This window comes from Mesorhizobium temperatum (assembly GCF_002284575.1).
GTDB classification, from domain to species: Bacteria; Pseudomonadota; Alphaproteobacteria; order Rhizobiales; family Rhizobiaceae; genus Mesorhizobium; species Mesorhizobium temperatum.
Genome location: NZ_NPKJ01000041.1, coordinates 1 through 24,710 on the forward strand (window position 1 = coordinate 1; position 24,710 = coordinate 24,710).

Below are 24,710 nucleotides of genomic sequence, written 5' to 3' on the forward strand. Positions count from 1 at the left end.
GACGGCACCATGGAGGAACCCGATGCGCTACCTTTGTCTCTTCTACATCGATCAAAACCTTGCTGACGCCGCCAGCAAGGAGGAATGGGCCGAGATCGACCGGGAGTCCCTAGCTTCCAATGAAGAGCTCAGGCGATCAGGCCACTATCTCGCCTCCAACGCTCTTGCCGATCCAAAGACCGCAAAGACATTGCGCGTTCGTGCCGGCAAGGCGAGTTGGACCGACGGGCCCTTCGCAGAGACCAAGGAGCATCTGGGTGGCTTCCTGCTCATCGAAGCGAAGAACCTTGCGGAGGCGATGGAGATCGCGGAGCGGGACTCGCTCGCTCGGATGGGGGCGATCGAGGTGCGCGAGACCGCCGGTTTTTAGCTTCGAAATGCCCCGGCTACTACCACCGGCCGTAAACGTCCGCTTCCGAGACGCCAATANCTCGGATGGGGGCGATCGAGGTGCGCGAGACCGCCGGTTTTTAGCTTCGAAATGCCCCGGCTACTACCACCGGCCGTAAACGTCCGCTTCCGAGACGCCAATAGGCGGCCGGAATGGCCGATTCGGGTCAAATCCGCTGGTTTCGGTGAAGGTCCGCTTTCCGGGAGCAAATTTGAGCTGGGAATGTCTGACTAGGGTCGAAAGCGGTCGCAGAGAGCCCTACATGAAGGTCTGCGGCCCCGGTTCCAAAAACCTCAGAACTTGTGTCGGATTGGTCAAGACCGGTTCGTCCTTGGGCATGGAACGACACTCCAATCACAAGGATAAATGATATGCCCAGTACCGTACGCCTGCACCGCGTCCTGGCAACCAGCCCAGAAAAAGTCTACCGCGCTTTCCTTGAGGCGGACGCGCTTGCGAAATGGCTACCGCCTAACGGCTTTACCTGCACGGTTTATCATCTGGAACCCAAAGTCGGCGGCACATTCAAAATGTCGTTCCGCAACTTCACAACGGACAAAAGCCACGCGTTTGGCGGTGAATATGTCGAGCTCGTTCCGGGCGAACGCCTGCGCTATACGGACAAGTTCGACGATCCTGACTTGTCCGGTGAGATGCAGGTGACGGTGATATTGAAGAAAGTATCAGTCGGCACGGAACTGGATATCACGCAGGCAGGTGTTCCGGACGTCATTCCAGCTGAGGCTTGTTATCTCGGTTGGCAGGAGTCGCTGCGAAACCTGGCAAGGCTCGTCGAACCGGAGATCAATCAATAGAGCATTATCCCCGAGGACGCGGGGACGGCATGAAAAAGGCGGGAATTTTCCCGCCTTTTCGGTCTCTATCGCCTGATCAATGCAGGCGGCCGCTGGCGTGTGCAAGCATCGTATAGACCTTGCCGGTATCAGACGTAAGGTAGGTCTGCGCCATCATATTGTCGCGGTCGTTGCGCGACACGTCCTTGAGCAGTTTTTCGAAATCGTCGCAGTAACGGTCGACGGCGGCGCGGAACTCCGCCTCCATCTGATATTTGCGACGGATCTCGTCGAAAGTCTGCTGACCCTTCAACGTGTAGAGACGCCGCGTGAACACGTCACGCTCGCCGCGCCGGTAGCGGTCCCACAGCTCGATCGAGGCGTCGTGATCGATGGCGCGGGCGATGTCGACGGAAAGCGAGTTGAGCGACTCCACGACATGAAGCGGCGAGCGCTGGGCAGGGGCCGAGCGTGGCGCTTCCGAAGGTGCCGCGGGCTTGGCGCCGTCTTCGCGCGATGCCCCGGTCAAGAGATCGCGCACCCAGCCGCCCTGCGGCGTACGGCCATTGGGGTCGCGCTGGCGCGGCGCCGTCTCAGCCGGGCGTTCCAGGTCGAGGCTGCCGCGCAGTGCGGTGTCACCCGATGGCGCCTGCGGGCCAAGAGGCTCCGGTTGCGGGCCCGGAGGACGGCGCTGCGGCTCAGCGGCGCGCGCGGCAGGCGCTTGCGGCGCAGGACGCAGGTTGCGCGGCTCCGAGGAGTCGGTGTTGCGGCCCGATTTCGCAACGATTTCCGAAAGTTCCTTCAGCGCGTTGATCTGCTCGGAAACGGCGCGGCGGATGGCCGTGGTCGATTCCTTTGCCTCTTCCGGCATCTCGATGACGCCCTTCTTGAGCTCGGCGCGGGTGAGGTCGAGCTCGCTCTTGATCGAGCCGGCGGTGCGCCGCATCTCCTCGGTCGCGTCGGCGAAGCGCTTCGTTGCCGAATCGACGACGTCGGAGATGGCGGTACGGATCTTGTCCGCCGACTCCAGCGTCTTGCCTTCGGCGTTCTGCAACGTCTGGCCGACCAGATCCTCGAACGAGCGCATGACCTTTTCGAGATCCTCTGACTTCTTGACCAGGCCGACGGCGAGGTCCTCCAGCGACGATTGCCTTTCCAGCGTGTGTTCGAGGTTGCTCTGGGCCGAGCTCAACAGATCCGAAGCACTGGACAGCAATCGGCTGTGCTCGTCGAACTTGGTGGCGATCGAGGCAACCTCGCGCAAGGTCGCGGATGACAGCTCGGTAAGCCGTGTCGTGTTCGAATCGACCAGGCGTGCCGAACTGGCGAAGGTCTGCGCGGCTTTTTCCGTCGTCGCGGCAAAGCTTTGCGTGCTGCCGGTCAGGCGTTCGTCGACCTGGCCGAGATTGGCCGCCGCCTGCTCGATCAACTGACCGAGCTGCGAGCTCGAGGTGCTCATACGGCCGATAAGATCGGCGACACTGTCGGCGAGCGTCGAGCGCGCGCCTTCGACGGCCGACAATGTTTCGGCCGTGCGGCTGGCGAGCGCGTCGACCAAGGCGGCGTTTTCGCTGCGCAGCTTCTCGGTGGCGCGTTCGGTCACCTCTTCCATGCTCTTTTGCAGTTCCGAGCCGCCGTGGGCGAAGCGCTCGACCAGAGGCCGAGCCGTTTCGTCGAGGATTTTCGAGATCTCGGCCGAACGTGCCGCAAGCATGGTGTTGAGCTCGCGGGTGTTGGTGCCGATGGTCTTCGCCGCGTCGTTGGTGCTCTGGCCGATATGCTGGCCGACGGCAGTGAAGGTTTCGGCGATCGAGTTGGCGCGCGAAATGAGTTGCGCCTCAGCGGTCGAAACCTGCTCGTTGAGCTTCTGGCCTATCGTTTCGGTGGTGTAGACGAGACGGTTTTCGACGCCGGCAACCTGCTCCTCGACGCGAGCCGCCGCAGCCGCTGCGCTGGATGCCAGGCGCTCGTCGGCGCCGGCGAGCGCCTGTTCGATTTCACGGGCGTGGACGGCCAGTTCCTGACCGGTCTGCCTCGCACGTTCGGCAACCCGCTGCTCGGTGCTGGCAAACGCCCCGACGATGTTGTCGGCATGTTCTCCGATCGTCGACGTGCTGTCGGCGATGCGGGATACCAGACGGTGATCCGCCTCGTCGAAGATACGGCCGATCTCGGATGCGCGGGCCGACAGCGCTTCCGAACCTTCGGCGATGCGCGAGATCAACTGCTGGTCGGCGGCATCGAAAATGCGGCCAAGGTCCGATGCCCGCGCTGCTAGCGCTTCGGCCGATTCGCCGATTCGCACGCCGAGCCGTTCGTCGGCGCCTTCGAAATTGCGCAGGATGTCGCCGGCGCGTGCCGCCAGCGACTGCGCCGTTTCGACCGCGCGGGCAACCAGCTTCTGGTCCGCAGCATCGAATGTACCGGCGATCTCGCTGGCACGAGCGGCCAGCTGGTCGGCTGTTTCCTGGGCGCGCGTCAGCAAGGAGTTCGATGTGTCGTCGACACGGGCCATGATTGCGCTGGATGTATCCTCGGCACGGGCAATGAGCGTGCTCGACGTGTCTTCGGCACGTGCGGCGAGGCGGCGGTCCGCCTCCTCGAAGGTGCGGGCGATATCCTCCGCCCTGGCGAGCAAGGCGGCCGAGGTCTGCTCGGCACGTTCGGCGATCTTGCGATCGGCGTCGCTGAACGCCGCACCTGCCTGCTCATGCAGCGCGCTGGTGACTTCCATGACCTTTTCACGCAGCGCTCCCGCAACGAAGACGGCGCTCTTTTCGAGCACGCTGCGGACGTTGTCGACACCGGTCGACAGCGCGCGCTCCATGGTTCCGGCGCGCTCCTCGATGATGCCGGTCTGGCGGCTGAACGCCTGCTCGATCTTTTCGACGTCGGCGGCAATGGCGTCCGAGATGTCGGTGCTTCTGGCGGCGATCTGGTCGATATGGCCGGACAGGGAACGGTCGACTTCCTTGCGCGTATCGGCGAGCTTGGAGAGATCGTCCTCCAGCGCACGGGTCAGCGCGTCGCGGCCTTCGCCCAGTTTGCCGACATGCCCGGCGATGATGTCGTCCACCTCGCTGCGGCTCGCCGCAATTTTCTGCAGGTCTGCTTCCAGCGCACGTCTGAGGATATCGCGGCCTTCGGCCAGTTTCTCGACTTGGCCGGCAACCAGCCCGTCGATGCTCGACCGGCTTTCCGCCAGTTTGGCGAGGTCGTCTTCAAGCGCCTTGGACAGGATCGAGCGGTCCTGGATGAGCTTCTCGGCGTGGCTGTTTACGAGACCGTTGACACTGCCGAGATCGGCCTCCAGCGCCCGCACAAACTCTGCACGATTGTCGGTCAGCTGCTGGGACTGGTCGGCGACGACACCCTTGATGGTATTGAGGTCTGCTTCCAGGGCGCGTCTGAGGATGTCGCGGCCTTCGGCCAGCTTCTCGACCTGGCCGGCTACCAGCCCGTCGATGCTCGACCGGCTTTCCGCCAGTTTGGCGAGGTCGTCTTCGAGTGCCTTGGACAGGGTCGAGCGCTCCTGGAGGAGTTTCTCGGCATGGCTGTTTACAAGACCGTTGACGCTGCCGAGATCGGCTTCCAGCGCCTGCGCAAACTGTGCGCGATTGTCGGTCAGCTGCTGCGACTGGTCGGCGACGACACCCTTGATGGTATTGAGGTCTGCTTCCAGCGCACGTCTGAGAATGTCGCGGCCTTCGGCCAGCTTTTCGACCTGGCCGGCAACCAGCCCGTCGATGCTCGACCGGCTTTCCGCCAGCTTGGCGAGGTCATCTTCGAGCGCCTTGGACAGGGTCGAGCGGTCTTCCGCCAGCTTTTCGGACTGGTCTGCGATAACGCTCTTGATCGTGTTGAGATCGGATTCCAGCGCGCGTTTGAGAATGTCGCGGCCCTCGGCCAGCTTCTCGACCTGGCCGGTGACCAGACCATCGATGCTCAACCGGCTTTCGGCCAGCTTGGCAAGGTCGTCTTCGAGTGCCTTCGACAGGATTGAACGGTCCTCGGTGAGCCTGTTTATGTGATCGGAGATAAGCCCGTTTACGCTCTGCAAGTCGGTTTCCAACGCCTTCGAGAGCTGGCCACGGTCTTCCGCCAGCTTTTCGGACTGGCCTGCTATGACGTCATTGATCGTGTTGAGATCGGATTCCAGCGCGCGCTTGAGGATGTCGCGGCCCTCGGCCAGCTTCTCGACCTGGCCGGTAACCAGACCATCGATGCTCGACCGGCTTTCAGCCAGTTTGGCGAGGTCGTCTTCGAGCGCCTTCGACAGGATTGAACGGTCCTCGGCGAGCCTGTTCATGTGATCGGAGATAAGGCCATTCACGCTCTGCAGGTCGGTTTCCAACGCCTTCGAGAGCTGACCACGGTCTTCCGCCAGCTTTTCGGACTGGCCTGATATGACGTCCTTGATCGTGTTGAGATCGGATTCCAGCGCGCGCTTGAGGATGTCGCGGCCTTCGGCCAACTTCTCGACCTGGCCGGCGACCAGCCCGTCGATGCTCGACCGGCTTTCCGCCAATTTGGCGAGGTCTGCCTCGAGCGTCTGCGAAAGCAGGCTGCGATCGTCGGCGAGCCTGCCCGAATGGTCCTCGATCAGGCCTCGGATGCCGGACAGGTCGCCTTCAAGCGAGTGCGAAAGCAGGCTGCGGTCTTCCGCCAGTTTGGCGGAATGGCTCTCGATGAGATCTTTGATGCCGACAATGTCGGTCTCCAACGCCTTGGCGAGTATGGCGCGACCTTCGGCGATCTTCTCGACCTGACCGGCGACCAGCCCGTCGATGCTGGCGCGACTGTCGGCCAGCTTGCCGAGATCAGCCTCGAGGGCGCGTGAAAGAATGCTGCGGCCTTCGGCGAGCTTGCCAACATGGCCGGCAACCATTTCGTCAATGATCGTACGGGCTTGTACAAGTTTTCCGGAGTCTTCGTTCAATGCTTGTGAAAGCCTGTTTCGGCCCTCTTCGAGCCTTTCGAGATGGCTGCCGAGCGAAGCATCGATGGCGGCGCTTGACTCGTTGACCTTGCGCAGATCCTCCTCGAGGGCGCGCGAGATCAGGTTGCGGCCTTCGGCAAGCTTCTGCACCTGGTCGGTGACGGCCGCGTCGATGCCGGCGCGGCTTTCGGCGAATTTCGCAAGATCGGCCTGCATTGCCGCCGCCATGCGTTCGCGGCTTTCGGAAAGCTTGCGGCTGTGGTTCTCGACGGCTTCTTCGATGCCGACGCGGGCATCGGAAAGCCGCTGGATGTCGGCGTCGAAGGAGCGCGACACCACATGACGGGCCGCTTCCATGCGCCCGGCGAAATCGCCGGCGCGTGCTTCAAGCATGGACGAAGTCGACGAAACAATGTCGGCCATGTCGGCGCCGATCTGGGTCTTGCCCTGATCGATCATAGCCGACAGCGTCTCCTTGCTCTCCTGGAAGGTATGGGCGATTTCGCGCGCGCGCTCGACCAGCGTCTCGTTGATCTGGCGTGCGCGGGCCTCGAGCGCGGCGTTGAGCTTCTGGGTGCCGGTGTCGAGCGCTTCGGCGCGGGTCTGGAATTCACTAATCAGCGCCTGGCCGCGTTCGGCCAGCGTCCGCTCGATGCCGTCAAGACTGGCTTCAAATTCGGAGTTGAGCGTACGCGCGGCGCCGCCGAGCAGCGATACCATGCCGGAGGTCCGATCGTCGAGCAGATCGGTCAGCGACCGGGTGAGGCCGTCGGTCGTGTCCGTCAGCTTGGCGATGCGTGTATCGAGAAGGCTGGCGAAGGCTTCGCCGGAGGTCGACAGCCGGTCCGTGATCGATTCGAGCCGGCCTTCCACCGAATCGAAGATCGACAGCGAGCTTTGGTTGATCCTGTCGATCAGCGTGTCGCCGGAATTGGTGATGGTCATCGACAGGTTGGTCGAGGCGTTGAGGATGCTGTCGCGAATGATGTCGCTGGCAGCCCCGATTTCGTCCTTCAGCGTCTCATGCGCGCCGGTGATCGAGGCGCGCACGCGTTCGGCGTGGGTGACCACCGCTTCGCGCTCGCTGCCCAGCCCGTCGACAAGAGAGCGGATGCGCGATTCATTCTCCGAGTAGGAGCGTTCGATCTGGTTCACCTCGCTGTGGACCAGGGTTTCGAGCTCGACGGCACGCGCAAGCGTGCGCTCGATGCCTTCACCCATGGCCGCCACCTCGCGGCGGACGGCTTGGCCGATCATCATGACGCGATCCTGGGCGATATTTTCCGGCTCGGTCAGGCGGAAGGCCACTTCGGTCATCGATTGAGCCGCGATGCGCATTTCCTGCGCGCGGCGGATCATGGCTGCAAACGCCCAGAACAGGAGGACGGGCAGGATCGCAGCGATCGCCAGGCCGATCAGTTCGGGACGGGCGAAGAACTGGCCGGGCGTGCGGATTTGCCAAATGCCGGGTCCAAACGCCAGATTGGCCACTGCACCGGCGCCCGCGATCCAGACGAGCGAAACGAGCGCCACGATCCAGTAGATCGTGTTCGAGGCCCGCCGATTGAGGGTGTGCAGCAGCGTTTTGTAGTCTTTTTGACGCGGGTCATTGGCCGGCGTGAAGCCGGCCGGCTGGCCATTGCGCGTTTCCAAAGAGCGCAGTTCAGCTGGCTTGGCCATTGCCGCGGGCTTTGCTTTCTGGTCCTGGTTGGCAGGCTCCGTTTGTAGGCTCCAGTTGGCGGGCTCGGCATTCTGTCCCTGGTCGGCGATAGGCTCAGCATTCTGGCTCTGGTCGGCGACAGGCTCGGCATTCTGGTCACGGCCTTCGCGGGCTAACTCGTCGGCAGCCTGCGATATCTGCGCTTCCAGATCTTCCATCGACGCTGCGATATCGAGGTCGCCGCCGGCATCGCCGCTCAGATCGATATCAAGTGCTTTTTCGAGTTCCCTGGCTACGTCGTTGTCGAGCGTTCTTGTCGTCGATGTTTTCTTCGCCATGCCTTCGCTACCCTGTACAAGCTGCCGCGGGACTTATTGATTCTGCTTGTCGTGTCCCACGCAAGAGGCTGAAAATGGACCTGTCGTATCGTAATGACACACCGGGGTAAAGAAAACATGCATTCGGCGCGATACGTAAAACTTTAAATATAAGGTTAACAAAACTGTGATTCCGGTGCCGTTATCGCAACATTTTTCCGGGCCAATCATTAACCCGTCATCCACAGGATGGGCCTATTTTTTGCGGCAGGAAGAACGGAGTTGCAGAGTCATGCGTTGCGAAAACGGCATTGCCTTCTCGATGCCTGGCGGCGACGTGTCGGGAACGGCCGGGTCGCGGCCGGTGGACCTGGCGCATCTGGCGCGCCAGACGATGGGCGACCGCAGCCTCGAGCAGGAGGTGCTGGCGCTGTTCGTACAGCAGGCGCTGTCGGTTCGCGACAGGATCGTTGACGCCGATGTGGGGCAAAGACTGCTTCTGGCGCACGGGCTGAAAGGTTCGGCGCGCGGCGTCGGCGCCTTCGCTATTGCCGATTGCGCCAGCGCGATCGAGCTTCAGCCTGAAGATACCAATACCCTCAAGCGGCTTGGCGCCCTGATCGAAGAAGTCCGCGATTTCGTCGCCGCCATCAGCCGTTAAACCGATTTCCGAAAAAAACGGCATAGAGCGCCGCTTTCGCGCGGCAGTTGACTTGTCTGCCGGAGTGATTATCTCGGCTGGGACTCCCTTCAGGTGACAAATGACCAAGCTGACCTTCATCGCCCATGACGGCACACATTTTGACGTGGATGCCGAAAACGGCTCGACCGTCATGGAGAACGCGATCCGCAACGCGGTGCCGGGGATCGAGGCCGAATGTGGTGGCGCCTGCGCCTGCGCGACCTGCCACGTCTATGTCGACGAGGCATGGACGGCGGAAGTCGGCGAGCCGGAAGCGATGGAAGAGGACATGCTGGACTTCGCCTACGACGTCCAGCCGAACTCACGGCTCTCCTGTCAGATCAAGGTGCGCGACGCTCTCGACGGCCTGGTTGTGCGCGTGCCCGCCCGCCAAGGCTGAAGCGTGAAAGGCTGAAGCGCTAGATATAGCCGATTTTTCCGGGCCCGGCTTGGCAGCGGGCCAATGGTCATGCAGTGTCGCGCCGTTCTCTACAGCGCCGCGCGTTCTCTCGGACGCGCAAAGGACGCTGTAGCATCGTGATTTGGCGCATGATCCCCAGCGAAAATCGATTTCGATTTTTGCGGTCGTGCGCATCGAAGGCGCATTGATGACCGATATCACCAGGACGGACGTATTGATTGTCGGGGCGGGGCCTATCGGCCTGTTCGCCGTGTTCGAACTCGGCCTCTTCGACATGAAATGCCATCTGATCGACATACTCGATCGGCCCGGCGGGCAATGCGCCGAACTCTATCCGGAAAAGCCGATCTACGATATTCCCGGCTGGCCATCGATTTCGGCGCAGGGCCTGGTCGACAGACTGCTTGAGCAGATCGCGCCGTTCAAGCCCGACTTCACCTTCAACCGCATGGTCTCAAGCCTCGAAAAGCTCGAGGACGGCAGCTTTCGCGTGATCACCGACGAGAACGAGGTGTTTGAAGCCAAGGTTGTGGTTATCGCCGCCGGCGGCGGCTCATTCCAGCCGAAGCGGCCGCCGATCCCGGGCATCGAGCTTTATGAGGGCAAGAGCGTCTTCTACTCGGTTCGCCGGATGGAGGAATTTCGCGGTCACGACCTCATCATCGTCGGTGGCGGCGATTCGGCGCTCGACTGGACGCTGAACCTGCAGCCGGTGGCCAAGAGCGTGACACTGGTCCACCGGCGGCCGGAGTTTCGCGCGGCGCCCGACAGCGTCAACAAGATGTACGCCATGCAGGAGATGAAGGAACTGGATTTCCAGGTCGGGCAGGTGACGGGATTATCCGGCGCCGACGGCCAGCTTTCCTCCGCGACCATCAAAGGCCCCAGCGGCGATATCGAGGTGCCGTGCACGCGGATGCTGCCGTTCTTCGGCCTGACCATGAAGCTCGGACCGATCGCCGAGTGGGGGCTCAATCTTCATGAGAACATGATCCCGGTCGACACCGAGAAATTCCAGACATCGGTACCGGGCATCTTCGCCGTCGGCGACATCAACTGGTACCCCGGCAAGCTGAAGCTGATCTTGTCGGGCTTCCATGAGGTCGCCCTGATGGCGCAGGCAGCCAAGCGCATCGTCAGCCCCGGCGAGCGCATCGTATTCCAGTATACGACGTCGTCGACCAGCCTGCAGAAGAAGCTCGGCGTCGCCGGCTGACGCCCACTTCTACTCCACGAGAATCGACCTTACCATCTGGCCTGAGCTAACCCGGCAGCCGGCCGTTCTCGACGCGCTCCATGCGATAGCGCAGCAGCCGCAGGATGCGGCTTTCGAAATTGATGGTTTCGACGCGATCGAATTGCATCTGGGCCCGGTCGTGTTTGGCAAGAATAGCGGCGGCGATTTCCGCGGCCTTGGCCTTGGCCTCCTGGCAAGTCTTCTGCGGATAGGTCGCCTTCAGCGCATCCTCGAGGTCTCGGGCATGGTTCTTGGCAATCTCGACATGGCGGTCCTCATGGCGCTTGATGTCGGCGGACAATGTATCCCAAAACAGCCTTACGCTCGCATCAGCCTTGCGCGAGCGGCGCCACTCGGGAAGGATCACCTTGACCTTGAGAGTGACGTCGGCGTCAGCAATCGCGCAGGAGCTCGATTTTTCCGCATAGCTGACGCGGGTGGTGAACGCCATCTGCGTGGCGCCTGGATGCCGCATCCCGGTGCTTTTCACCTGAGGTCCAAGTTTCGTAAGCTGAGATCCGATATCATCGAGCGTTCTGCCTCCGATGCTGAAATAGCTATATGTCTTTACCAAACTCGCCGTGCCCGCCGGCAAGGCGGAAAAAGCGAGCATCAGGGCGCAAAGCAGTGATCGTTTCATCATGTTGCCTCTTTGCCTACCTTGCGCTACGGCCGTTGCCGGCGCAACAGAATTGATCTTTGGCGGATCACACATGGTTGATGGACAATGACGACAGGGCGATGGCAGCTGGCGCATGGACGTCATCTCGACCTCGGCCGCAAGGCGGTGATCGTCGGTATCCTCAATATCACGCCGGACAGCTTTTCCGACGGCGGGCTGTTCTTAGCGCCCGAACAGGCGATGGCCCAGGCGCGCCGGATGGTGGAAGAGGGGGCCTCCGTCATTGACGTCGGTGGGGAGTCGACACGTCCCGGCGCATCTCCGGTAGCCTTCGAGGAAGAGCAGGCCCGCGTGCTGCCTGTCATCGAGGCGCTCGCCAGGCTTGGCAAGGCGCTGATTTCGGTCGACACCTATCGCGAGGACACCGCCCGGCTTGCCGTCGCTGCCGGCGCCCATATCGTCAACGATGTCTGGGGCCTGCAGCGCGAACCGGGCGTCGCGCGCGTCGCTGCCGAGACCGGCGCCGGGCTGGTCATCATGCACACAGGACGTGACAGGCAAAAACTGCCCGACGTGATCGAGGATCAATTTTCCTTCCTCAGGAAGTCACTGGAAATCGCCCGGCGAAGCGGCGTTGCCGACGACCAAATCGTGCTCGATCCGGGCTTTGGCTTCGCCAAGGAAACAGCGGAGGAAAATCTCGACCTGATGGCACGGTTTTCCGAACTCGATGCCTTGGGCTTTCCGCTGATGGCCGGTACGTCGCGAAAGCGCTTCATCGGCGCCGTCACCGGCCGCGACGCCTCGGCCAGGGGTGCCGGAACGGCGGCGACGAGCGTCATACTGAGGCTCAAGGGCGCGCAGCTTTTTCGCGTCCACGATGTCGCAATCAATGTGGATGCGCTGGCGCTTGCCGATGCTATGCTGGCGCGTGAAACCACCGCACAGGCTCGAAAATCGGAATCGATTTTCGGAAAGCCCGATGCGTAGATTTAAAGCGTTAGAGTGTGCGTTGTGCGTCCAGGTGGACGCAACATTGCTCTAATCGAGCGGGATGCTGAGCGATGTATGTCATCCGCATGAAAAACTGCGCCTTCTTCGCCCGGCACGGTGTGCTGGATGAGGAGGAGACGCTCGGCCAGCGCTTCTATGTCGACGCTGCGCTCACCGTCGAACCTGGCCGCGCGCTGGTCGACGATTCCATCGAGGATACCGTCCACTATGGTGTCGCCTTCGGGGTGATCGAAAAGATCATAACCGGCGAGAGGCGTTTTCTGATAGAAGCGCTGGCGCTGGAGGTGGCCCGGGCGCTGACGGCCCGGTTTCCCCAGATCAGAAAGGCCGAGATTACCGTGCGCAAGCCGAACGCTCCGGTGCCCGGTGTGCTCGATCATGTCGAGGTGACCGTTGTCTGGCCCGAATAGCACAGTCTACCTCAGCCTTGGCGGCAATCTCGGCGACCCGGCAAGGTCGATGGGCGCGGCGCTGCGCATGCTGGACGCCGACGAGAACACGCGCGTGGTTGTGGTCTCCTCGCTTTACCGCACGCCGCCCTGGGGCAAGCGCGATCAGCCGGATTTTCTCAATGCGGCTGCCGAAATTTCGACCGTGCTCGCACCACATGCATTGCTCGATCTCTGTCTCGACGTCGAGCGCAGACTGAAGCGGGTGCGCGAGGAGCGCTGGGGTCCACGCCTGATCGACATCGACATTCTGGTGTTCGGCGATCGGATTATCCACGAAACCGGGCTGCAAGTGCCGCATCCGCGCATGCTGGAGCGCGCCTTCGTTCTGGCGCCGCTGGCCGAGATCGCGCCTGACCTCACCGTCGACGGCAGAAGCGTGGCGGAGCGGCTTGCCGCTCTCGACAGCGGCGGCATCGAGCAATTGTCGTCCGGCCGGGATTGGTGGCTGACCTAAAGCATCGGACCAAAACCTTCTAACCACTTTGGCTCCGATGCACTGATCTCAGCCGGAAAATCCGCCCCCGTCGAGGAACACCTGTTCCTCCGGGGTCGTCTCGCGGCCAAGCATCCTGTTCCGATGCGGAAAGCGGCCGAAGCGCTGAATGATCTCCAGGTGCTCGACCGCATACTTCAGATAGGATTGGGCTTTGGCGGTAGTGAGGTCCACGGATTTGAGCTGGTCGGCGAGATGCTCCGAATGCTCATAAGGCAAATAGAGGAAGACGCGCAGCTCTTCGTCGAGCGCCAAATCCTGGCCGGCGGCGATCGCCTTCTCGGCAAAATGCCTTGCCAGCGGGTCGGTGGCATACATATGGCCAGTGCCGCGAAAGCAGTTTCGCGGGAACTGATCGAGCAGGATCATCAGCGCCAGTGAGCCCTCGGCATGCTCCGACCAGTCGTCGCACCCACGCCGCGCGGCAGCATAGTGCAAGTCGAGAAACCGATTGCGGAACTCCGCGTCGAAGGCGTCATTCTTCTCGAACCATGCATCTTTCCCGGCGTCACGCCAGAATTTGGTGACGGAGAGCGCGCGCTCGTCCAGTTCGATCATCTGTTTGCTCCAGGTGTTAAATCCGCAGGCTCGGATTTATGCAGAACGCCGGCGGTTTCTTCATTGAGCGCCTGACCGGCGTGGCGTGGCTGGCTGAGCGGTGTCGGAATGGGCGTGCCGATATTGCCCTTGAGGAATCGCGCTCCGGCGCGAACGCCTTCGGCGAGCTGCAGCTCGAAGCGGGCGGCATCGCGATGGCGGACATCCTCGATCACCTCGGCGACTTCCTCCGGGTCGACGCCCAGCGCTTCCAGCGTGGAGCCGCCGAAGACAAGCGCTGATTCGAAGGTTTCGCGAATCTGGAAATCGACGTCGGCACGTATCAACTGCAGCGCGGTTCCGCGGTCGAAAGCGCGTGCCAGCACGGTCAGCAGGGGAAACTCCGCCTTGATGAGCTTTGCGATGCGGACGGCGACATCGGGCTTGTCGACGCAGATCAACACGGCGCGCGCGCGGCCGGCGCCTGCGGCACGCAGAATGTCCAGCCGCGTGCCATCGCCATAATAGACCTTGAAACCGAAATCGGCCGCCGCCTGGATCATCTCGACCTCATTGTCGATGATCGACACATCGATCCCGCGCAACAGCAGCGGTTGGCTGGCGATCTGGCCGAAGCGGCCGAAGCCGATGATCAGCACGCTGCCAGTAAGGCCATCGGCGACGTCGACGCCTTCGAGCGACTGCTCGTCGCGTGGCGTCAGATACCGCAATGCCAGAATGGCCAGCGGTGTCAGCACCATGGAGATGATGACGATCGCCGTCAGGGTCGCATTAGCCTGGCTGTCGATGATGCCGACCGCCGCGGCGGCGGAATAGAGAACGAAGGCGAATTCGCCGCCTTGCGCCATGAAGACGGCACGCTCGAGCGCTTCCCGGTGACCGGTCTTGAGGATGCGGGCGACGAGATAGATGCCGATCGCCTTTATCACCATGTAGGCGACGACGTAGATGACGACAATCCGCCAGTTCTCGATGACCACATGCAGGTCGAGCGACATGCCGACAGCGAGGAAGAACAACCCGAGCAGCACACCGCGGAATGGTTCGATGTCGGCCTCGAGCTGATGGCGGAAGGTGGATTCCGACAACAGCACGCCGGCCAGGAAAGCGCCCATCGCCATCGACAGGCCGCTGAGCTGCATGGCAAGCGCCGACCCCAGAACGACCAGAAGGGCGGCTGCGGTCATCACTTCGCGGGCGCGGGCGTCCGCCAGGATGCGGAAGAACGGATTGAGCAGATAACGCCCGGCCAGCACCAGCCCGACGATGGCGGCAAGGCCGATGCCCACCTCCGTCAGCCGCTGCGCATAGCTCATATCGGCGCCGCCCGGCGCGAGGAAGGCGATCAGGGCCAGCAGCGGCACGATCGCCAGGTCCTCGAGCAGCAGGATGGAGACAATGCGCTGGCCTTTGGGCGCGGCGATCTCACCGCGTTCCTCCAGAAGCTGCATGACGATCGCCGTCGAGGTCAGCACGAAGCCGGCGCCGGCGACGAAGGATTGCGAGACCGGAAAACCTCCCGCCAGTCCGACGCCGGTCAGCAACAGCGCGCACACGCCGACCTGCAATGCCCCAAGGCCAAAGATCTCTCGCCTGAGTCCCCACAGCCGCGACGGTTGCATCTCCAGCCCGATGATGAACAGGAACATGACGACGCCGAGCTCGGCGACGTGAAGAATGGCTTCCGATTCGGAAAAGATGCCGATGCCGAACGGGCCGATGACCACGCCGGCCGCCAGATAGCCGAGGATGGAACCAAGCCCCACACGCTTGAAGATCGGTACGGCGACAACACCTGCGGCGAGCAGCGCCACCACGTGGATCAGATCGCTGCCCGCTGCTTCTGCCGCCATGCCTGCCGTTCCGTTCTCTCTAGGGACCGCTGCACGTGCTGCGGCATCGAGCGGCCAAGATAGGGGCTTCGGCTGAAATCGAACAGTCCGAATCCGGAAACTGGTGCAGCAGTGTTGCAGGCGCGCTCCACAGCTTTATGCACCCGCTGCGTTGCGTGTTGCAGCAATCGGGCGCTAAGGACGCGCGGCTTTGGCCGTGAAGGGCGGACGACGATCAAGTCGGCCGCCTTTTTTGAGGGAGACGACTGACATGAAGATTTTTTTGCTTGTTGCCGTTGGCATCGCGGCACTTGCCGGATCGGCCTGCTCGAAGGCGCCGGACTGCACGACCGAAATGCTGGCCAAGAAAGCTCAGGACATGACTGCAGCCCTTCAGGAGGCCGTTACCAAGGATCCGGCCAAGGCAGCCGACCTCACCGCCAAGGTCCAGGCGGTCACAACCAAGTATCAGGGCACGACGACGGCGGACGAGGCCTGCAAGGCCTATGACGAGTTGATCACCGCCATCAAGGGCTGAGTATCGATCGGAGTTTTGGAAAAAGCGGTGGCCGTAGCTGCCGCTTTTTTGCAACTAGAGTAGAGCGCTGCACGTCCTATCGGTCGCGCAATGGCCGCTCAGTTCGGCGCGATGGAGCCGACTTCGACCGTATCGACGCGCTTCAGCTTCATGCCGATGACCGGCACCAATTGCTGGTCGACGCGCACCGCAACCGTCACCGTCATCGAATTGTCGTTGGGGACAAGAGCCTGCATGACGCCTCGCAACTGGTTGCGGTTGATGGTGAAGACGACCTTGTTGGCGCTGACCACGTTGCCGCCGACAATGTCGAGGCCGGAACCGGCAGCACCGCCCATGAAGCTGCCCTTGTAGCCCTCGCGGCCCTTGTGCTGAATCGTCGCCGACATCTGCTGGGTGAACATGCCGACCCGGCAGCCGCCGTCGAGCGACATGCCGATCTTGCCGTCTGGTGTCGAACCGGTGAAATTGCAGGTGAATTTCGTGCCCTTGTATTTGCCGGCGACGATTTCCCCCGGGCCGACCCATTCGCCTTCCACCGATTGAAAGAACTTCTTGTCCCGTTCTGCTGCAAAGGTCTTTTCAGCCATGCAGGCAGTTGTTGAAACCACGACCGCCACCGGCAGGACGCTAGACAAGATCACGCTTTTCATCGACGACACCCGGCAACAAAGAGACTGGTTTGGAACCCGTCCGACCATGAACAAGATTGGTTAATGCTTCGTCACCGCTAGCGCATGGCTCCGAAAATCTGAAGCGATTTGCGCTGGGATCATGCGCGTAATCAAAGTGCTTCAGCGTCCTTTTCGCGCTCACTAGACGTGCGGCGCTGGAGATAGCTGTCAATTGTCGGAAGCCGATGTTTCCTTCTGCTTTTTAGTTGCAAACGATGTCAGCGCGGACAGGAAATCACCCATGCCGGGCCGTCTCGTGGCGCTGAAGGGCAGGGGCCTTGCGGTCTCCATCGCAGCAATGCCGATGCGCGCCGTCATCATGCCGTTGACGACACCTTCGCCAAGCTTGGCCGAGAGCCGAGCAGCGAGGCCATGGCCGACGATCTGCTGAACGAAACTGTCGCCCACGGCAATCGAGCCGGTCACCGCCAGATGGGCGAGAACGCTGCGCGCCAGCCTGAAGAACCCCAGCGTGCCCGGCCGGCCGCCATAAAGTTCCGACAGCCGGCGAATCAGCCGGCCCGCTTCGAACACGACATAGGCGACGTCGACCAGAGCGCGAGGGCTGACCGCCGTCACCAGCGACACACGCTTTGCCGCTTCGAGGATCATCACCTTGGCGCGCGCATCGAGGGGGCCGAGGATTTCGGTCTCGGCCAGGCGCACCAGATTGCCACCGTCGATAATCTCGTCGCGCAAGTCTGCCAACGCACGTCTGCCGGCCGCGGTTTCGGGTTTGGCCGCGACAAAGGCCGAGAGTTCGTCGACCACGGCGCGAGCGGCCTTCGGATCGTCGCGGGCAATGGCGTCGAGTGCCCGCTTCTGCAGCTTTTCGACCTCGGCGAGGCGGGCGATCGCCAGGAATTCGCGGACGAGGATGACCAGAAGCGCCAGCACCGCGATCGCGGCCATCCCGGCGGCAAGCCAGCCCAGCCATTCAGCACGCGCGAACAGATCGCGAATCAGCTGATCGGTCCAAAGGCCGAGGCCCAGCGAAACCAGAACGCCCAATGCGCCGAACAACAAGCCACCTGATATCGAACGCTTACGCGGCGCGGTGGCCGGCGGCGGTTCGGCGGCGATAATATCTGGCTCGTCGAAAACGTCGATTTCCGCCGGAGTGACGACGGCAAGATCAGCCTTCGCGGCGCGTGGCTTTCTGGCCGATGGAGCGTCGGGCTGCCGCAAGGCTGCCCGTTCTTTTGGCGGGGCTTCCGGCTCGATGCGAAAAGCCGCCGGCTTGCGGGGCGCGGTCATGCCAGACGATCTCCGATCAGGAACTGCAGGGCGCGGTCGAGCCTGATATGCGGCAGCGACAGCGTGACGCCTTCAGCCGTGCGTTCGAGCTTTGGCGGGCGAAAGCGCACGAAGCGGATTGCCGGGTCATCATTACTTTGTCGATGGTCTGGGCTTTGCCGATGGTCTGGGCTCTGCCGATGGTCTGGCCCAGAGACATCGAACACTGCATCAATTTTCTCCGGTAAATCACCGGGAAATATGGCTGTTTCGGTCTTTCCATCAAATGTTTCGCCGTTGATCTTTTCACCTTTCAACGGTGTGCCAATGATGACCGGCAACGTCTCACGGCCTTGCTTGACCGTGCCTTCCCGGGTCGCGCGCACCGCCGCCAGGGCAACCACGTCGACATCGGCGCCGGTGAAATTCGCCCGCGCCACGGCACGGTCGGCAAGCCGCCGCACGATCGCCTGCAGTCGGTCGTGGCTTTCGTGGTGCAGATGGTCCGCCTTCGTCGCCGCCACCAATATGCGGTCGATGCGCCTTGAAAAAAAGTCGGTCAGGAAATTGCCGCGGCCGGGGCGGAAACATGCGAGGATTTCGGTCACAGCACGTTCGAGATCGGCCATGGCGCCGGGGCCTGCGTTCAAGGCCTGCAGGGCGTCTATCACCACGATCTGACGGTCGAGGCGCGTGATGTGCTCCCGGAAGAACGGCTTTACGACATATGTCTTGTAGGCCTCGTAGCGCCGCTCCATCATCGCCTGAAGCGACCCGGAACGCGCCCGCCGCTCACTCAGGCTCGGCAAGGGCGCGAAAGTCAGCGCCGGCGAGCCCTCAAGATCGCCGGGCATCAGGAAACGGCCGGGTGGCAGGGTCGAAAGCGCCCGCTCGTCGAGCTTGCATGCCTTGAGATAAGCGGCGAAGCTCTCGGCGAGGCGGCGCGCCGTCATCTCGTCGGCGTCCGCATTCGGATCGACCGCTGCCGAGAGCGCGCGCCATTCCTGTGAAAGGTCGACGCGCACCGGCAGCACGGCCATTTCGAAGGCTTCGCGTGAGAAATCAGCGTAGGATTTGCCGAGCAGCGGCAGGTCGAGCAGCCATTCGCCGGGATAGTCGACGATATCGACCGACAATTTGCCTGATGAAAACATGCGGCTCCAGCCGGAGGCCGATTCATATTCGATGGTGAGCCTCAGCTCGGAAATGGCCCTTGTCGAATCCGGCCAGAGGCGGTCGTTGACCAGGGCCGCTACGTGATCCTCGTACTGGAATCGCGGTACGGCGTCATCCGGTTGCTCTTCGAGGAAGGCACGGGCGATGCGTCCCGATTTCTGCGCCGCGAACAGCGGCAAGCGCCCGCCATGGATCAGATTGTGGACAAAGGCTGAGATGAACACTGTCTTGCCCGCGCGGGAAAGGCCAGTGACACCCAGCCGCAGCGATGGCGAAAAAAGCCCGGTAGCGCGCCCCGACAGCGTATCCAGGGCAATCTTCGCCTCGTCGGTGAAAGTGGTCAGCGATGATGCCAAAATGCGTCTCTCGGGGCTTCGGTACGACCCGATATAGACGCTGCTGCCTAGTGTGGCGAATCCGAAATTCGCAGTACCTTGGAGCAGCGCAGTGAGCGAATTTCGGATTCTAAGCCACACTAGCAAATCATTGAATTCGCGCATGAACCCGAACCATAGGCTCGGAAAAAGATCATGCGCAAAATTGAGTTGGACAGCGTCCTTTGCGCGTCCAAGAGGATGCGCGGCGCTGTAATGTGTTTTTGGATTTGAAGTTCCTGAACGCTGATGCCATTGAAGTGGCAGGAACTTCAAATCCACCACGCTAGGTTGAAATGGCGTCAGAGATCGGCTGGCGTCACGAAGGCTTCGAGATAGCCGGTGCCTTGCGCGGCGTTGGCAAGACTGCCTGGAAAACGGACGACCGCAAGGCCGGAGGCCGGGAAGCCGTGGTTCAGAATTCCCCTCGCAGTCTCGTCGCCATCGCCCGAAAGCGCGATAGCGAGATCTTCCGTCATCGGGTTGTGGCCGATGAGGAGCAGCGAGCCTGGCCCGCCATTGCCGCGGATGATCGAGAGATAACCGGCGGCGTCCTCGCTATAGAGCGTGTCCAAGAACAGGACCCGACCTGTATCGGTGTGGCCGGCCAGGCCTTCCAGCGTCTGGCGCGCTCGCTTTGCGTTGGAGCAAAGGGTGAGGTCCGGAATGTAGCTGCGGGCCCGCATGGCCGCACCCATCGTTTCGGCGTCGGCGAGGCCGGATGCGTCGAGTGGACGATCGAAATCGCGCATGCCGGGCAAGGCCCATCCGGCCTTGGCATGCCTCAACAGATAAAGCTTGCTCACCGGCCCCTCGCTTGTGCCAAACACCGAAACTCGTCAAAAGGCGCTGCAGGATTAGCCATGAGAACGGCCTTATGCACAATGGCCAGCACCTTTCAAAGCCAACAAATCATACGCGAATTCGGTCGCGCCCTTCATGCGAATGATGCGGCCATTACCGTTTTGCCCGACATTAACAATTGCGTGAAACTGTCGTCGATTACGCTTGTGCCGCATTCGGTCCGCGAATATATAGGCGCCAAAATTGGGGCTGTTTGGGTGAGTCGAATGAACGACATCGTTACTGCCGATTACGTACCCTCCGAAGACGAGCCGTTCATGAACGAACGGCAGAAATCCTACTTTCGCCTGAAGCTCGTCACCTGGAAGAACGACATACTGCGCGAAGCGCGCGAAACTCTCGAAATCCTGCAGCAGGAAAACGCCAACCACCCCGATCTCGCTGATCGCGCCTCTTCGGAAACTGACCGCGCCATCGAACTTCGCGCCCGCGATCGCCAGCGAAAACTCATTTCAAAAATTGATTCCGCGCTTCAGCGCATTGATGAAGGCACTTACGGCTATTGTGAAGAAACCGGCGAGCCCATCGCGCTGAAGCGGCTCGATGCGCGTCCGATCGCGACCTTGTCGATCGAGGCGCAGGAGCGCCACGAGCGCCGCGAGAAGGTCTACCGCGACGACTGAAGCACAGGCGGAGCGCCTAAAAAGCAGCAATAGCGAATTTTGTGATGGCCGGTCTCCGGCCATTTTTTTGTTAGCTGTTCGCTGGCCCGGTTTTTGGCCGGTTATCTTTTCTGGCTGGAAAGCTCGCCGAGAAGCTTCGTCATCTCGTCATCGAGAGACGACGGCCCCTTTGCCGCCGGCTTGCTCTCCGGCTTGGCGGGGTGCGGGTCATCAAACGAGACTTCGAGCTCCCTCATCAGCGTATCGTCAATAGAATCCTGCTTTGGCGGGGAATCCTGTCTTGCCGGCGATGACGCGTGTAGAAAGGCACTGGCATTCGCCGATCCGTAGGCGGGCAGCGGCGTGATGGTCGCCGATTGATGGCTTTGCGCTGCTGGCTTCGGCGCTGGCGCCGTCTGATGGGGCCGGACAGGCGTCGGGGCCGCGCTTACCGGCTGCGGAGGCGGTGCTTGCATCATTGGCGCAGGAGCCGGTTGAGGCGCGCGCGGCCGCGGTGCCGGTTGATGGCCGCCGCTATCTCCGGTCAGTGCAGGACGGCGCAGCGCCGACAGCCGGATGTCGCGTTCGACGACGACATCGGTTGGGCCTCCGATCAACAGCAGGTGCTCGATGTCGTCGCGGCGCACCAGCACCAACCGGCGGTGACTGTCGACAGCGGTGGCGTCCATGACGGCCAGGCGCGTCTTGCGGTTCCTGCCGCCGGCAACGAATGTTCCAAAGGTCAGATTGCGGACCAGCTTGATGATGAGGAGAATAATGACCAGAAGGACAAGCGCGACCAGCGTCCACAGGATTTCCGCGGCATAAGGACCCAAAACGCTATCCAGCCCTTGCATTAGTGCCCCCGTATCGGCTTTCGAAGAAAAGTGACACTAGACTGTTGCGGCACGCCCCTGCAAGTTGCCTTTCGCGCTTCTTGAACAGCTTGAAACGCCAATCTGGTGGATTTGAAGTTCCTGCGAATTGAGTGCGTCAGCGTTCCCACTTCAAATCCACCACACTGGATTTTCAGCAAGTTGCTGGTGTGATGAATCCGAAATTCGCTCCGCGTTGCACCAAGGTGATGCGAATTTCGGTTTCACCACACCAGGCGCAGAACGGGCGTCATTTTTAGCGGACATTTGCCGCCAAGGCCTTTTCCGGACCCTGAGAATGTGATTCAACCGGGCAGGGGCAAGTACCGGATTTCACGAGCAGGGGGCATATGGCCAAGGAAGCGCGCGGCGATTTCTATCCGGTACCGATCGTTGACCAGAACACGCGACCGGGCGCGGTCACCCGGCTCATCGTCTTCATCGTCGTCCTGACCGGCGCCGCGATCGTCTTCGGCCTTTTCCGCGAACGTCTTGGCGATCCATTCCTGCTCGGAATGCTTGGTGTGCTGGCGATGATCGGCGTCGGCTTCCTGTTCGCCACCGCCATCGGCTTCGTGCAGATCACACCGCGCTCGACGAGTGACGAGCTGTCGAAAGCGTTTGTCGATTCGATGTCGCAAGGTCTTCTGGTCACGGACACCAAGGGTCGTGTCGTCTACGCCAATCGGGCCTATGCCGACATGACGGGCGCGGCGTCCGCGGCGGATCTCAAGACGGTCGAAGGTTTGCTGTCCGACGTTCCCGAGGCCTCGGTGACCATATACCGGCTCGCCTCCGGCCTGCGCGACGGCCAGCCCGGCGACGGGGAGTTTCGGCTTGCGCAATCCATTCGACCCGGCGCCGAGCCGGGCGCGCGCTGGTACCGTGCCCGCGCCCGGGCCTTCAGCGTCCCGGGCCAGCGGCTGCCCTTGCTCGCCTGGCAACTCGCCGACATCTCGGAAGAACGGGCCGAGCAGGAGCGATTCTTCCTCGATCTGCAGGAGGCCATCGACCATCTCGACCATGCGCCGGCCGGCTTCTTTTCGGCCGACCAGGAAGGCCGCGTCACCTATATCAACGCCACGCTGGCGGAGTGGCTGGGCATCGACCTGACGAGCTTCACGCCTGGTGCCGTCACGCTTCCGGAGATCGTCGCGGGCGACGGCATGGCGCTGGTCCGCTCAGTCAAGGCCGATCCCGGCACCACGCGCAATGCGGTCATCGATCTCGATCTGACGACGGTGAAAGGTGAGGCGCTGCCCGTGCGTTTCATGCATAGGGTCTCGGCCAGCCGCGAGGGTGTCAACGGTCCGACGCGCACCATCGTGCTCAACCGGACGCAAGGTGAGGACGCTTCCGCCGATCTTCGCGCCTCGGAGATCCGCTTCACCCGCTTCTTCAATTCGACGCCGATGGCAATAGCGGCGGTCGACAACAGCGGGCGCATCTTGCGCACCAACGCGCCTTTCCTGTCGCTGTTTTCCTCCGTCGTCGACGGGGACGCGGTCGATCGGCGCGTGCGGCTGGACACGGTGATCCATGAGCGCGACCGGCCCGCCTTTGCCGCGGCGTTCGAAAAAGCGCGACAAAGGCAGGCCGACATCGAACCGATCGATACGCTGCTGCCCGGCAATGAAGAACGGCACATGCGCTTCTACGTCAACGCGGTTGCCGACGGCACCGGCGAGGGCGCCGAAGAATCGGCTATCGTCTATGCCGTCGAGACCACCGAGCAGAAGGCGCTCGAGGGCCAGATGGCGCAAAGCCAGAAGATGCAGGCGGTCGGCCAGCTTGCCGGCGGCATCGCACACGACTTCAACAACGTACTGACCGCCATCATCATGGCGTCGGACCTTTTGTTGACCAACCACCGCCCGTCGGACCCGTCCTTCCCCGACATCATGAACATCAAGCAGAACGCCAACCGGGCGGCGTCGCTGGTGCGGCAGCTTCTGGCCTTCTCGCGCAAGCAGACGCTGCGGCCGGAGGTGCTCAACCTGACCGACGTGCTTGCCGACCTGCGGATGCTGCTGGCCCGCCTGGTCGGAAGCGACATCAAGCTGAAGGTCGATCATGGCCGCGATCTGTGGCCGGTGAAGGTCGACATCGGGCAGTTCGAGCAGGTGGTGGTCAATCTGGCGGTCAATGCGCGCGATGCGATGCCGGCCGGCGGCGACCTCACCGTGCGCACCCGGAACGTGACGACAGAAGAGAGCAAAAGCCTTCCCTACCGCGAACTTGCGCCGGCCGATTACGTGGTGGTCGAAGTCGAAGACACCGGCAGCGGCATCGCCCCCGAAGTCCTCAAGAAGATTTTCGAACCCTTCTTCACCACCAAGGAGGTCGGCAAGGGCACCGGCCTCGGCCTGTCCATGGTCTATGGCATCATCAAGCAGACAGGCGGCTTCATCTTCTGCGATTCCGAGGTCGGCAAGGGATCGGTGTTCCGCATTTTCCTGCCGCGCTACATTGCAGAGGCGAGAAAGGCAGGCGAGCCCGGCGAGGCGCCGGCTGCACCGACAAAGATCGCCGACGCTGCCAAGGATCTGTCGGGTTCGGCCACGGTGCTGCTCGTCGAGGACGAGGATGCCGTGCGCATGGGCGGCATGCGGGCGCTGACGTCGCGCGGTTACACCGTCCACGAAGCGTCCTCGGGCGTCGAGGCGCTGGAAGTCTTCGAGGCGCTCGGCGGCAAGGTCGACATTGTCGTTTCCGACGTGGTGATGCCTGAGATGGATGGGCCGACGCTGCTTGGCGAATTGCGCAAGCGGCAACCCGACATCAAATTCGTCTTCGTTTCCGGTTACGCCGAGGATGCGTTCGCCAAAAACCTGCCGGCAGACGCGCATTTCGGTTTCCTGCCGAAGCCGTTTTCGCTCAAGCAACTGGCCACAATCGTCAAGGATGTACTGGAATCTTAGGGCATACTAATTCTCGCACTTGCGAAATGGCGTGAGAC

The 24,710-nt window shown here is 62.0% G+C and carries 20 protein-coding genes; 11 read left to right on the plus strand and 9 right to left on the minus strand.

Features of this window, described 5'->3' with window-relative positions; translation table 11 throughout:
• The first annotated feature begins 22 nt into the window (after positions 1-22).
• On the plus strand, positions 23-370 hold the full coding sequence (locus CIT26_RS11985) for a YciI family protein (protein WP_095492777.1): 348 nt from the start codon (positions 23-25) through the stop codon (positions 368-370).
• Between the two features lie 392 nt (positions 371-762).
• On the plus strand, positions 763-1,206 hold the full coding sequence (locus CIT26_RS11990; RefSeq protein WP_095492778.1) for an SRPBCC family protein: 444 nt from the start codon (positions 763-765) through the stop codon (positions 1,204-1,206).
• A gap of 76 nt (positions 1,207-1,282) precedes the next feature.
• On the opposite strand, the gene CIT26_RS11995 is transcribed toward CIT26_RS11990, so the two are convergent.
• Positions 1,283-8,122: a kinesin gene (locus CIT26_RS11995; RefSeq protein WP_095492779.1), complete on the minus strand. Its 6,840-nt coding sequence runs from the start codon at positions 8,120-8,122 to the stop codon at positions 1,283-1,285.
• 271 nt (positions 8,123-8,393) lie between these two features.
• Here CIT26_RS11995 and CIT26_RS12000 point away from each other — a divergent pair, with 271 nt between their 5' ends.
• From CIT26_RS12000 to CIT26_RS12010, 3 genes are all read left to right on the plus strand, one after another.
• Positions 8,394-8,762, plus strand: a complete 369-nt coding sequence (locus CIT26_RS12000; protein WP_095492780.1) for an Hpt domain-containing protein — start codon at positions 8,394-8,396, stop codon at positions 8,760-8,762.
• Positions 8,763-8,862: 100 nt separating this feature from the next.
• Positions 8,863-9,183 carry a 2Fe-2S iron-sulfur cluster-binding protein gene (locus tag CIT26_RS12005; protein ID WP_006334837.1) on the plus strand — a complete coding sequence of 107 codons (321 nt, stop codon included), beginning with the start codon at positions 8,863-8,865 and terminating at the stop codon, positions 9,181-9,183.
• A 208-nt stretch (positions 9,184-9,391) separates the two neighbouring features.
• Entirely contained in the window at positions 9,392-10,420 is a 1,029-nt protein-coding gene (locus CIT26_RS12010; RefSeq protein ID WP_095493057.1) for an NAD(P)/FAD-dependent oxidoreductase, read from the plus strand.
• A gap of 46 nt (positions 10,421-10,466) precedes the next feature.
• On the opposite strand, the gene CIT26_RS12015 is transcribed toward CIT26_RS12010, so the two are convergent.
• Positions 10,467-11,084, minus strand: a complete 618-nt coding sequence (locus CIT26_RS12015; protein ID WP_167391378.1) for a DUF922 domain-containing Zn-dependent protease — start codon at positions 11,082-11,084, stop codon at positions 10,467-10,469.
• 84 nt (positions 11,085-11,168) lie between these two features.
• On the opposite strand from CIT26_RS12015, the gene folP reads away from it, so the two are divergent.
• From folP to folK, 3 genes are all read left to right on the plus strand, one after another.
• Complete coding sequence (gene folP / locus CIT26_RS12020; RefSeq protein WP_095492782.1) at positions 11,169-12,053, plus strand: dihydropteroate synthase; 885 nt, start codon at positions 11,169-11,171, stop codon at positions 12,051-12,053.
• A gap of 74 nt (positions 12,054-12,127) precedes the next feature.
• Positions 12,128-12,487: a dihydroneopterin aldolase gene (folB, locus tag CIT26_RS12025; RefSeq protein WP_095492783.1), complete on the plus strand. Its 360-nt coding sequence runs from the start codon at positions 12,128-12,130 to the stop codon at positions 12,485-12,487.
• Positions 12,471-12,983, plus strand: a complete 513-nt coding sequence (folK, locus tag CIT26_RS12030; RefSeq protein WP_095492784.1) for a 2-amino-4-hydroxy-6-hydroxymethyldihydropteridine diphosphokinase — start codon at positions 12,471-12,473, stop codon at positions 12,981-12,983. The genes folB and folK overlap by 17 nt, the downstream gene beginning before the upstream one ends.
• 48 nt (positions 12,984-13,031) lie before the next feature.
• Here the strand turns inward: folK and CIT26_RS12035 are convergent, their stop codons facing one another.
• Together CIT26_RS12035 and CIT26_RS12040 are read right to left on the minus strand one after the other, a co-directional pair.
• Positions 13,032-13,580, minus strand: coding sequence for a DUF924 family protein (locus CIT26_RS12035; RefSeq protein WP_167391379.1), 549 nt, complete (start codon positions 13,578-13,580; stop codon positions 13,032-13,034).
• Positions 13,577-15,433 (minus strand): monovalent cation:proton antiporter-2 (CPA2) family protein, encoded by a 1,857-nt coding sequence (locus CIT26_RS12040; RefSeq protein WP_095492785.1) that lies wholly within the window; start codon positions 15,431-15,433, stop codon positions 13,577-13,579. Before CIT26_RS12040 ends, CIT26_RS12035 begins: the two co-directional genes overlap by 4 nt.
• Positions 15,434-15,683: 250 nt before the next feature.
• On the opposite strand from CIT26_RS12040, the gene CIT26_RS12045 reads away from it, so the two are divergent.
• Positions 15,684-15,950: a hypothetical protein gene (locus CIT26_RS12045; RefSeq protein ID WP_095492786.1), complete on the plus strand. Its 267-nt coding sequence runs from the start codon at positions 15,684-15,686 to the stop codon at positions 15,948-15,950.
• A 98-nt stretch (positions 15,951-16,048) separates the two neighbouring features.
• Here CIT26_RS12045 and CIT26_RS12050 read toward each other — a convergent pair whose 3' ends face one another.
• From CIT26_RS12050 to CIT26_RS12065, 4 genes are all read right to left on the minus strand, one after another.
• The gene (locus CIT26_RS12050; RefSeq protein ID WP_095492787.1) at positions 16,049-16,603 is read right to left on the minus strand and encodes a hypothetical protein; all 555 of its coding nucleotides are present in this window, start codon (positions 16,601-16,603) and stop codon (positions 16,049-16,051) included.
• 189 nt (positions 16,604-16,792) lie between these two features.
• Positions 16,793-17,881, minus strand: a complete 1,089-nt coding sequence (locus CIT26_RS12055; protein ID WP_095492788.1) for a YcjF family protein — start codon at positions 17,879-17,881, stop codon at positions 16,793-16,795.
• Positions 17,878-19,392, minus strand: a complete 1,515-nt coding sequence (locus CIT26_RS12060; RefSeq protein WP_095492789.1) for a YcjX family GTP-binding protein — start codon at positions 19,390-19,392, stop codon at positions 17,878-17,880. The genes CIT26_RS12055 and CIT26_RS12060 overlap by 4 nt, the downstream gene beginning before the upstream one ends.
• A 320-nt stretch (positions 19,393-19,712) precedes the next feature.
• The gene (locus tag CIT26_RS12065; RefSeq protein ID WP_095492790.1) at positions 19,713-20,216 is read right to left on the minus strand and encodes a SixA phosphatase family protein; all 504 of its coding nucleotides are present in this window, start codon (positions 20,214-20,216) and stop codon (positions 19,713-19,715) included.
• Between the two features lie 264 nt (positions 20,217-20,480).
• Here CIT26_RS12065 and dksA point away from each other — a divergent pair, with 264 nt between their 5' ends.
• The gene (gene dksA / locus CIT26_RS12070) at positions 20,481-20,897 is read left to right on the plus strand and encodes an RNA polymerase-binding protein DksA (protein ID WP_006202025.1); all 417 of its coding nucleotides are present in this window, start codon (positions 20,481-20,483) and stop codon (positions 20,895-20,897) included.
• Between the two features lie 101 nt (positions 20,898-20,998).
• Here the strand turns inward: dksA and CIT26_RS12075 are convergent, their stop codons facing one another.
• Complete coding sequence (locus CIT26_RS12075; RefSeq protein WP_095492791.1) at positions 20,999-21,733, minus strand: flagellar biosynthetic protein FliO; 735 nt, start codon at positions 21,731-21,733, stop codon at positions 20,999-21,001.
• A gap of 368 nt (positions 21,734-22,101) precedes the next feature.
• Here CIT26_RS12075 and cckA point away from each other — a divergent pair, with 368 nt between their 5' ends.
• Positions 22,102-24,672: a cell cycle histidine kinase CckA gene (gene cckA, locus CIT26_RS12080; protein ID WP_095492792.1), complete on the plus strand. Its 2,571-nt coding sequence runs from the start codon at positions 22,102-22,104 to the stop codon at positions 24,670-24,672.
• Positions 24,673-24,710: the final 38 nt, after the last annotated feature.

What these genes read in the sequence shown, in the direction of transcription:
- CIT26_RS11985 (WP_095492777.1), top strand. Translation starts at nt 23, where the DNA reads ATGCGCTACCTTTGTCTCTTCTACATCGATCAAAACCTTGCTGACGCC.
- CIT26_RS11990 (WP_095492778.1), top strand. Translation starts at nt 763, where the DNA reads ATGCCCAGTACCGTACGCCTGCACCGCGTCCTGGCAACCAGCCCAGAA.
- CIT26_RS11995 (WP_095492779.1), bottom strand. Translation starts at nt 8,122, where the DNA reads ATGGCGAAGAAAACATCGACGACAAGAACGCTCGACAACGACGTAGCC.
- CIT26_RS12000 (WP_095492780.1), top strand. Translation starts at nt 8,394, where the DNA reads ATGCGTTGCGAAAACGGCATTGCCTTCTCGATGCCTGGCGGCGACGTG.
- CIT26_RS12005 (WP_006334837.1), top strand. Translation starts at nt 8,863, where the DNA reads ATGACCAAGCTGACCTTCATCGCCCATGACGGCACACATTTTGACGTG.
- CIT26_RS12010 (WP_095493057.1), top strand. Translation starts at nt 9,392, where the DNA reads ATGACCGATATCACCAGGACGGACGTATTGATTGTCGGGGCGGGGCCT.
- CIT26_RS12015 (WP_167391378.1), bottom strand. Translation starts at nt 11,084, where the DNA reads ATGATGAAACGATCACTGCTTTGCGCCCTGATGCTCGCTTTTTCCGCC.
- folP (WP_095492782.1), top strand. Translation starts at nt 11,169, where the DNA reads ATGACGACAGGGCGATGGCAGCTGGCGCATGGACGTCATCTCGACCTC.
- folB (WP_095492783.1), top strand. Translation starts at nt 12,128, where the DNA reads ATGTATGTCATCCGCATGAAAAACTGCGCCTTCTTCGCCCGGCACGGT.
- CIT26_RS12035 (WP_167391379.1), bottom strand. Translation starts at nt 13,580, where the DNA reads ATGATCGAACTGGACGAGCGCGCGCTCTCCGTCACCAAATTCTGGCGT.
- CIT26_RS12040 (WP_095492785.1), bottom strand. Translation starts at nt 15,433, where the DNA reads ATGGCGGCAGAAGCAGCGGGCAGCGATCTGATCCACGTGGTGGCGCTG.
- CIT26_RS12045 (WP_095492786.1), top strand. Translation starts at nt 15,684, where the DNA reads ATGAAGATTTTTTTGCTTGTTGCCGTTGGCATCGCGGCACTTGCCGGA.
- CIT26_RS12050 (WP_095492787.1), bottom strand. Translation starts at nt 16,603, where the DNA reads ATGAAAAGCGTGATCTTGTCTAGCGTCCTGCCGGTGGCGGTCGTGGTT.
- CIT26_RS12055 (WP_095492788.1), bottom strand. Translation starts at nt 17,881, where the DNA reads ATGACCGCGCCCCGCAAGCCGGCGGCTTTTCGCATCGAGCCGGAAGCC.
- dksA (WP_006202025.1), top strand. Translation starts at nt 20,481, where the DNA reads ATGAACGACATCGTTACTGCCGATTACGTACCCTCCGAAGACGAGCCG.
- CIT26_RS12075 (WP_095492791.1), bottom strand. Translation starts at nt 21,733, where the DNA reads ATGCAAGGGCTGGATAGCGTTTTGGGTCCTTATGCCGCGGAAATCCTG.
- cckA (WP_095492792.1), top strand. Translation starts at nt 22,102, where the DNA reads ATGGCCAAGGAAGCGCGCGGCGATTTCTATCCGGTACCGATCGTTGAC.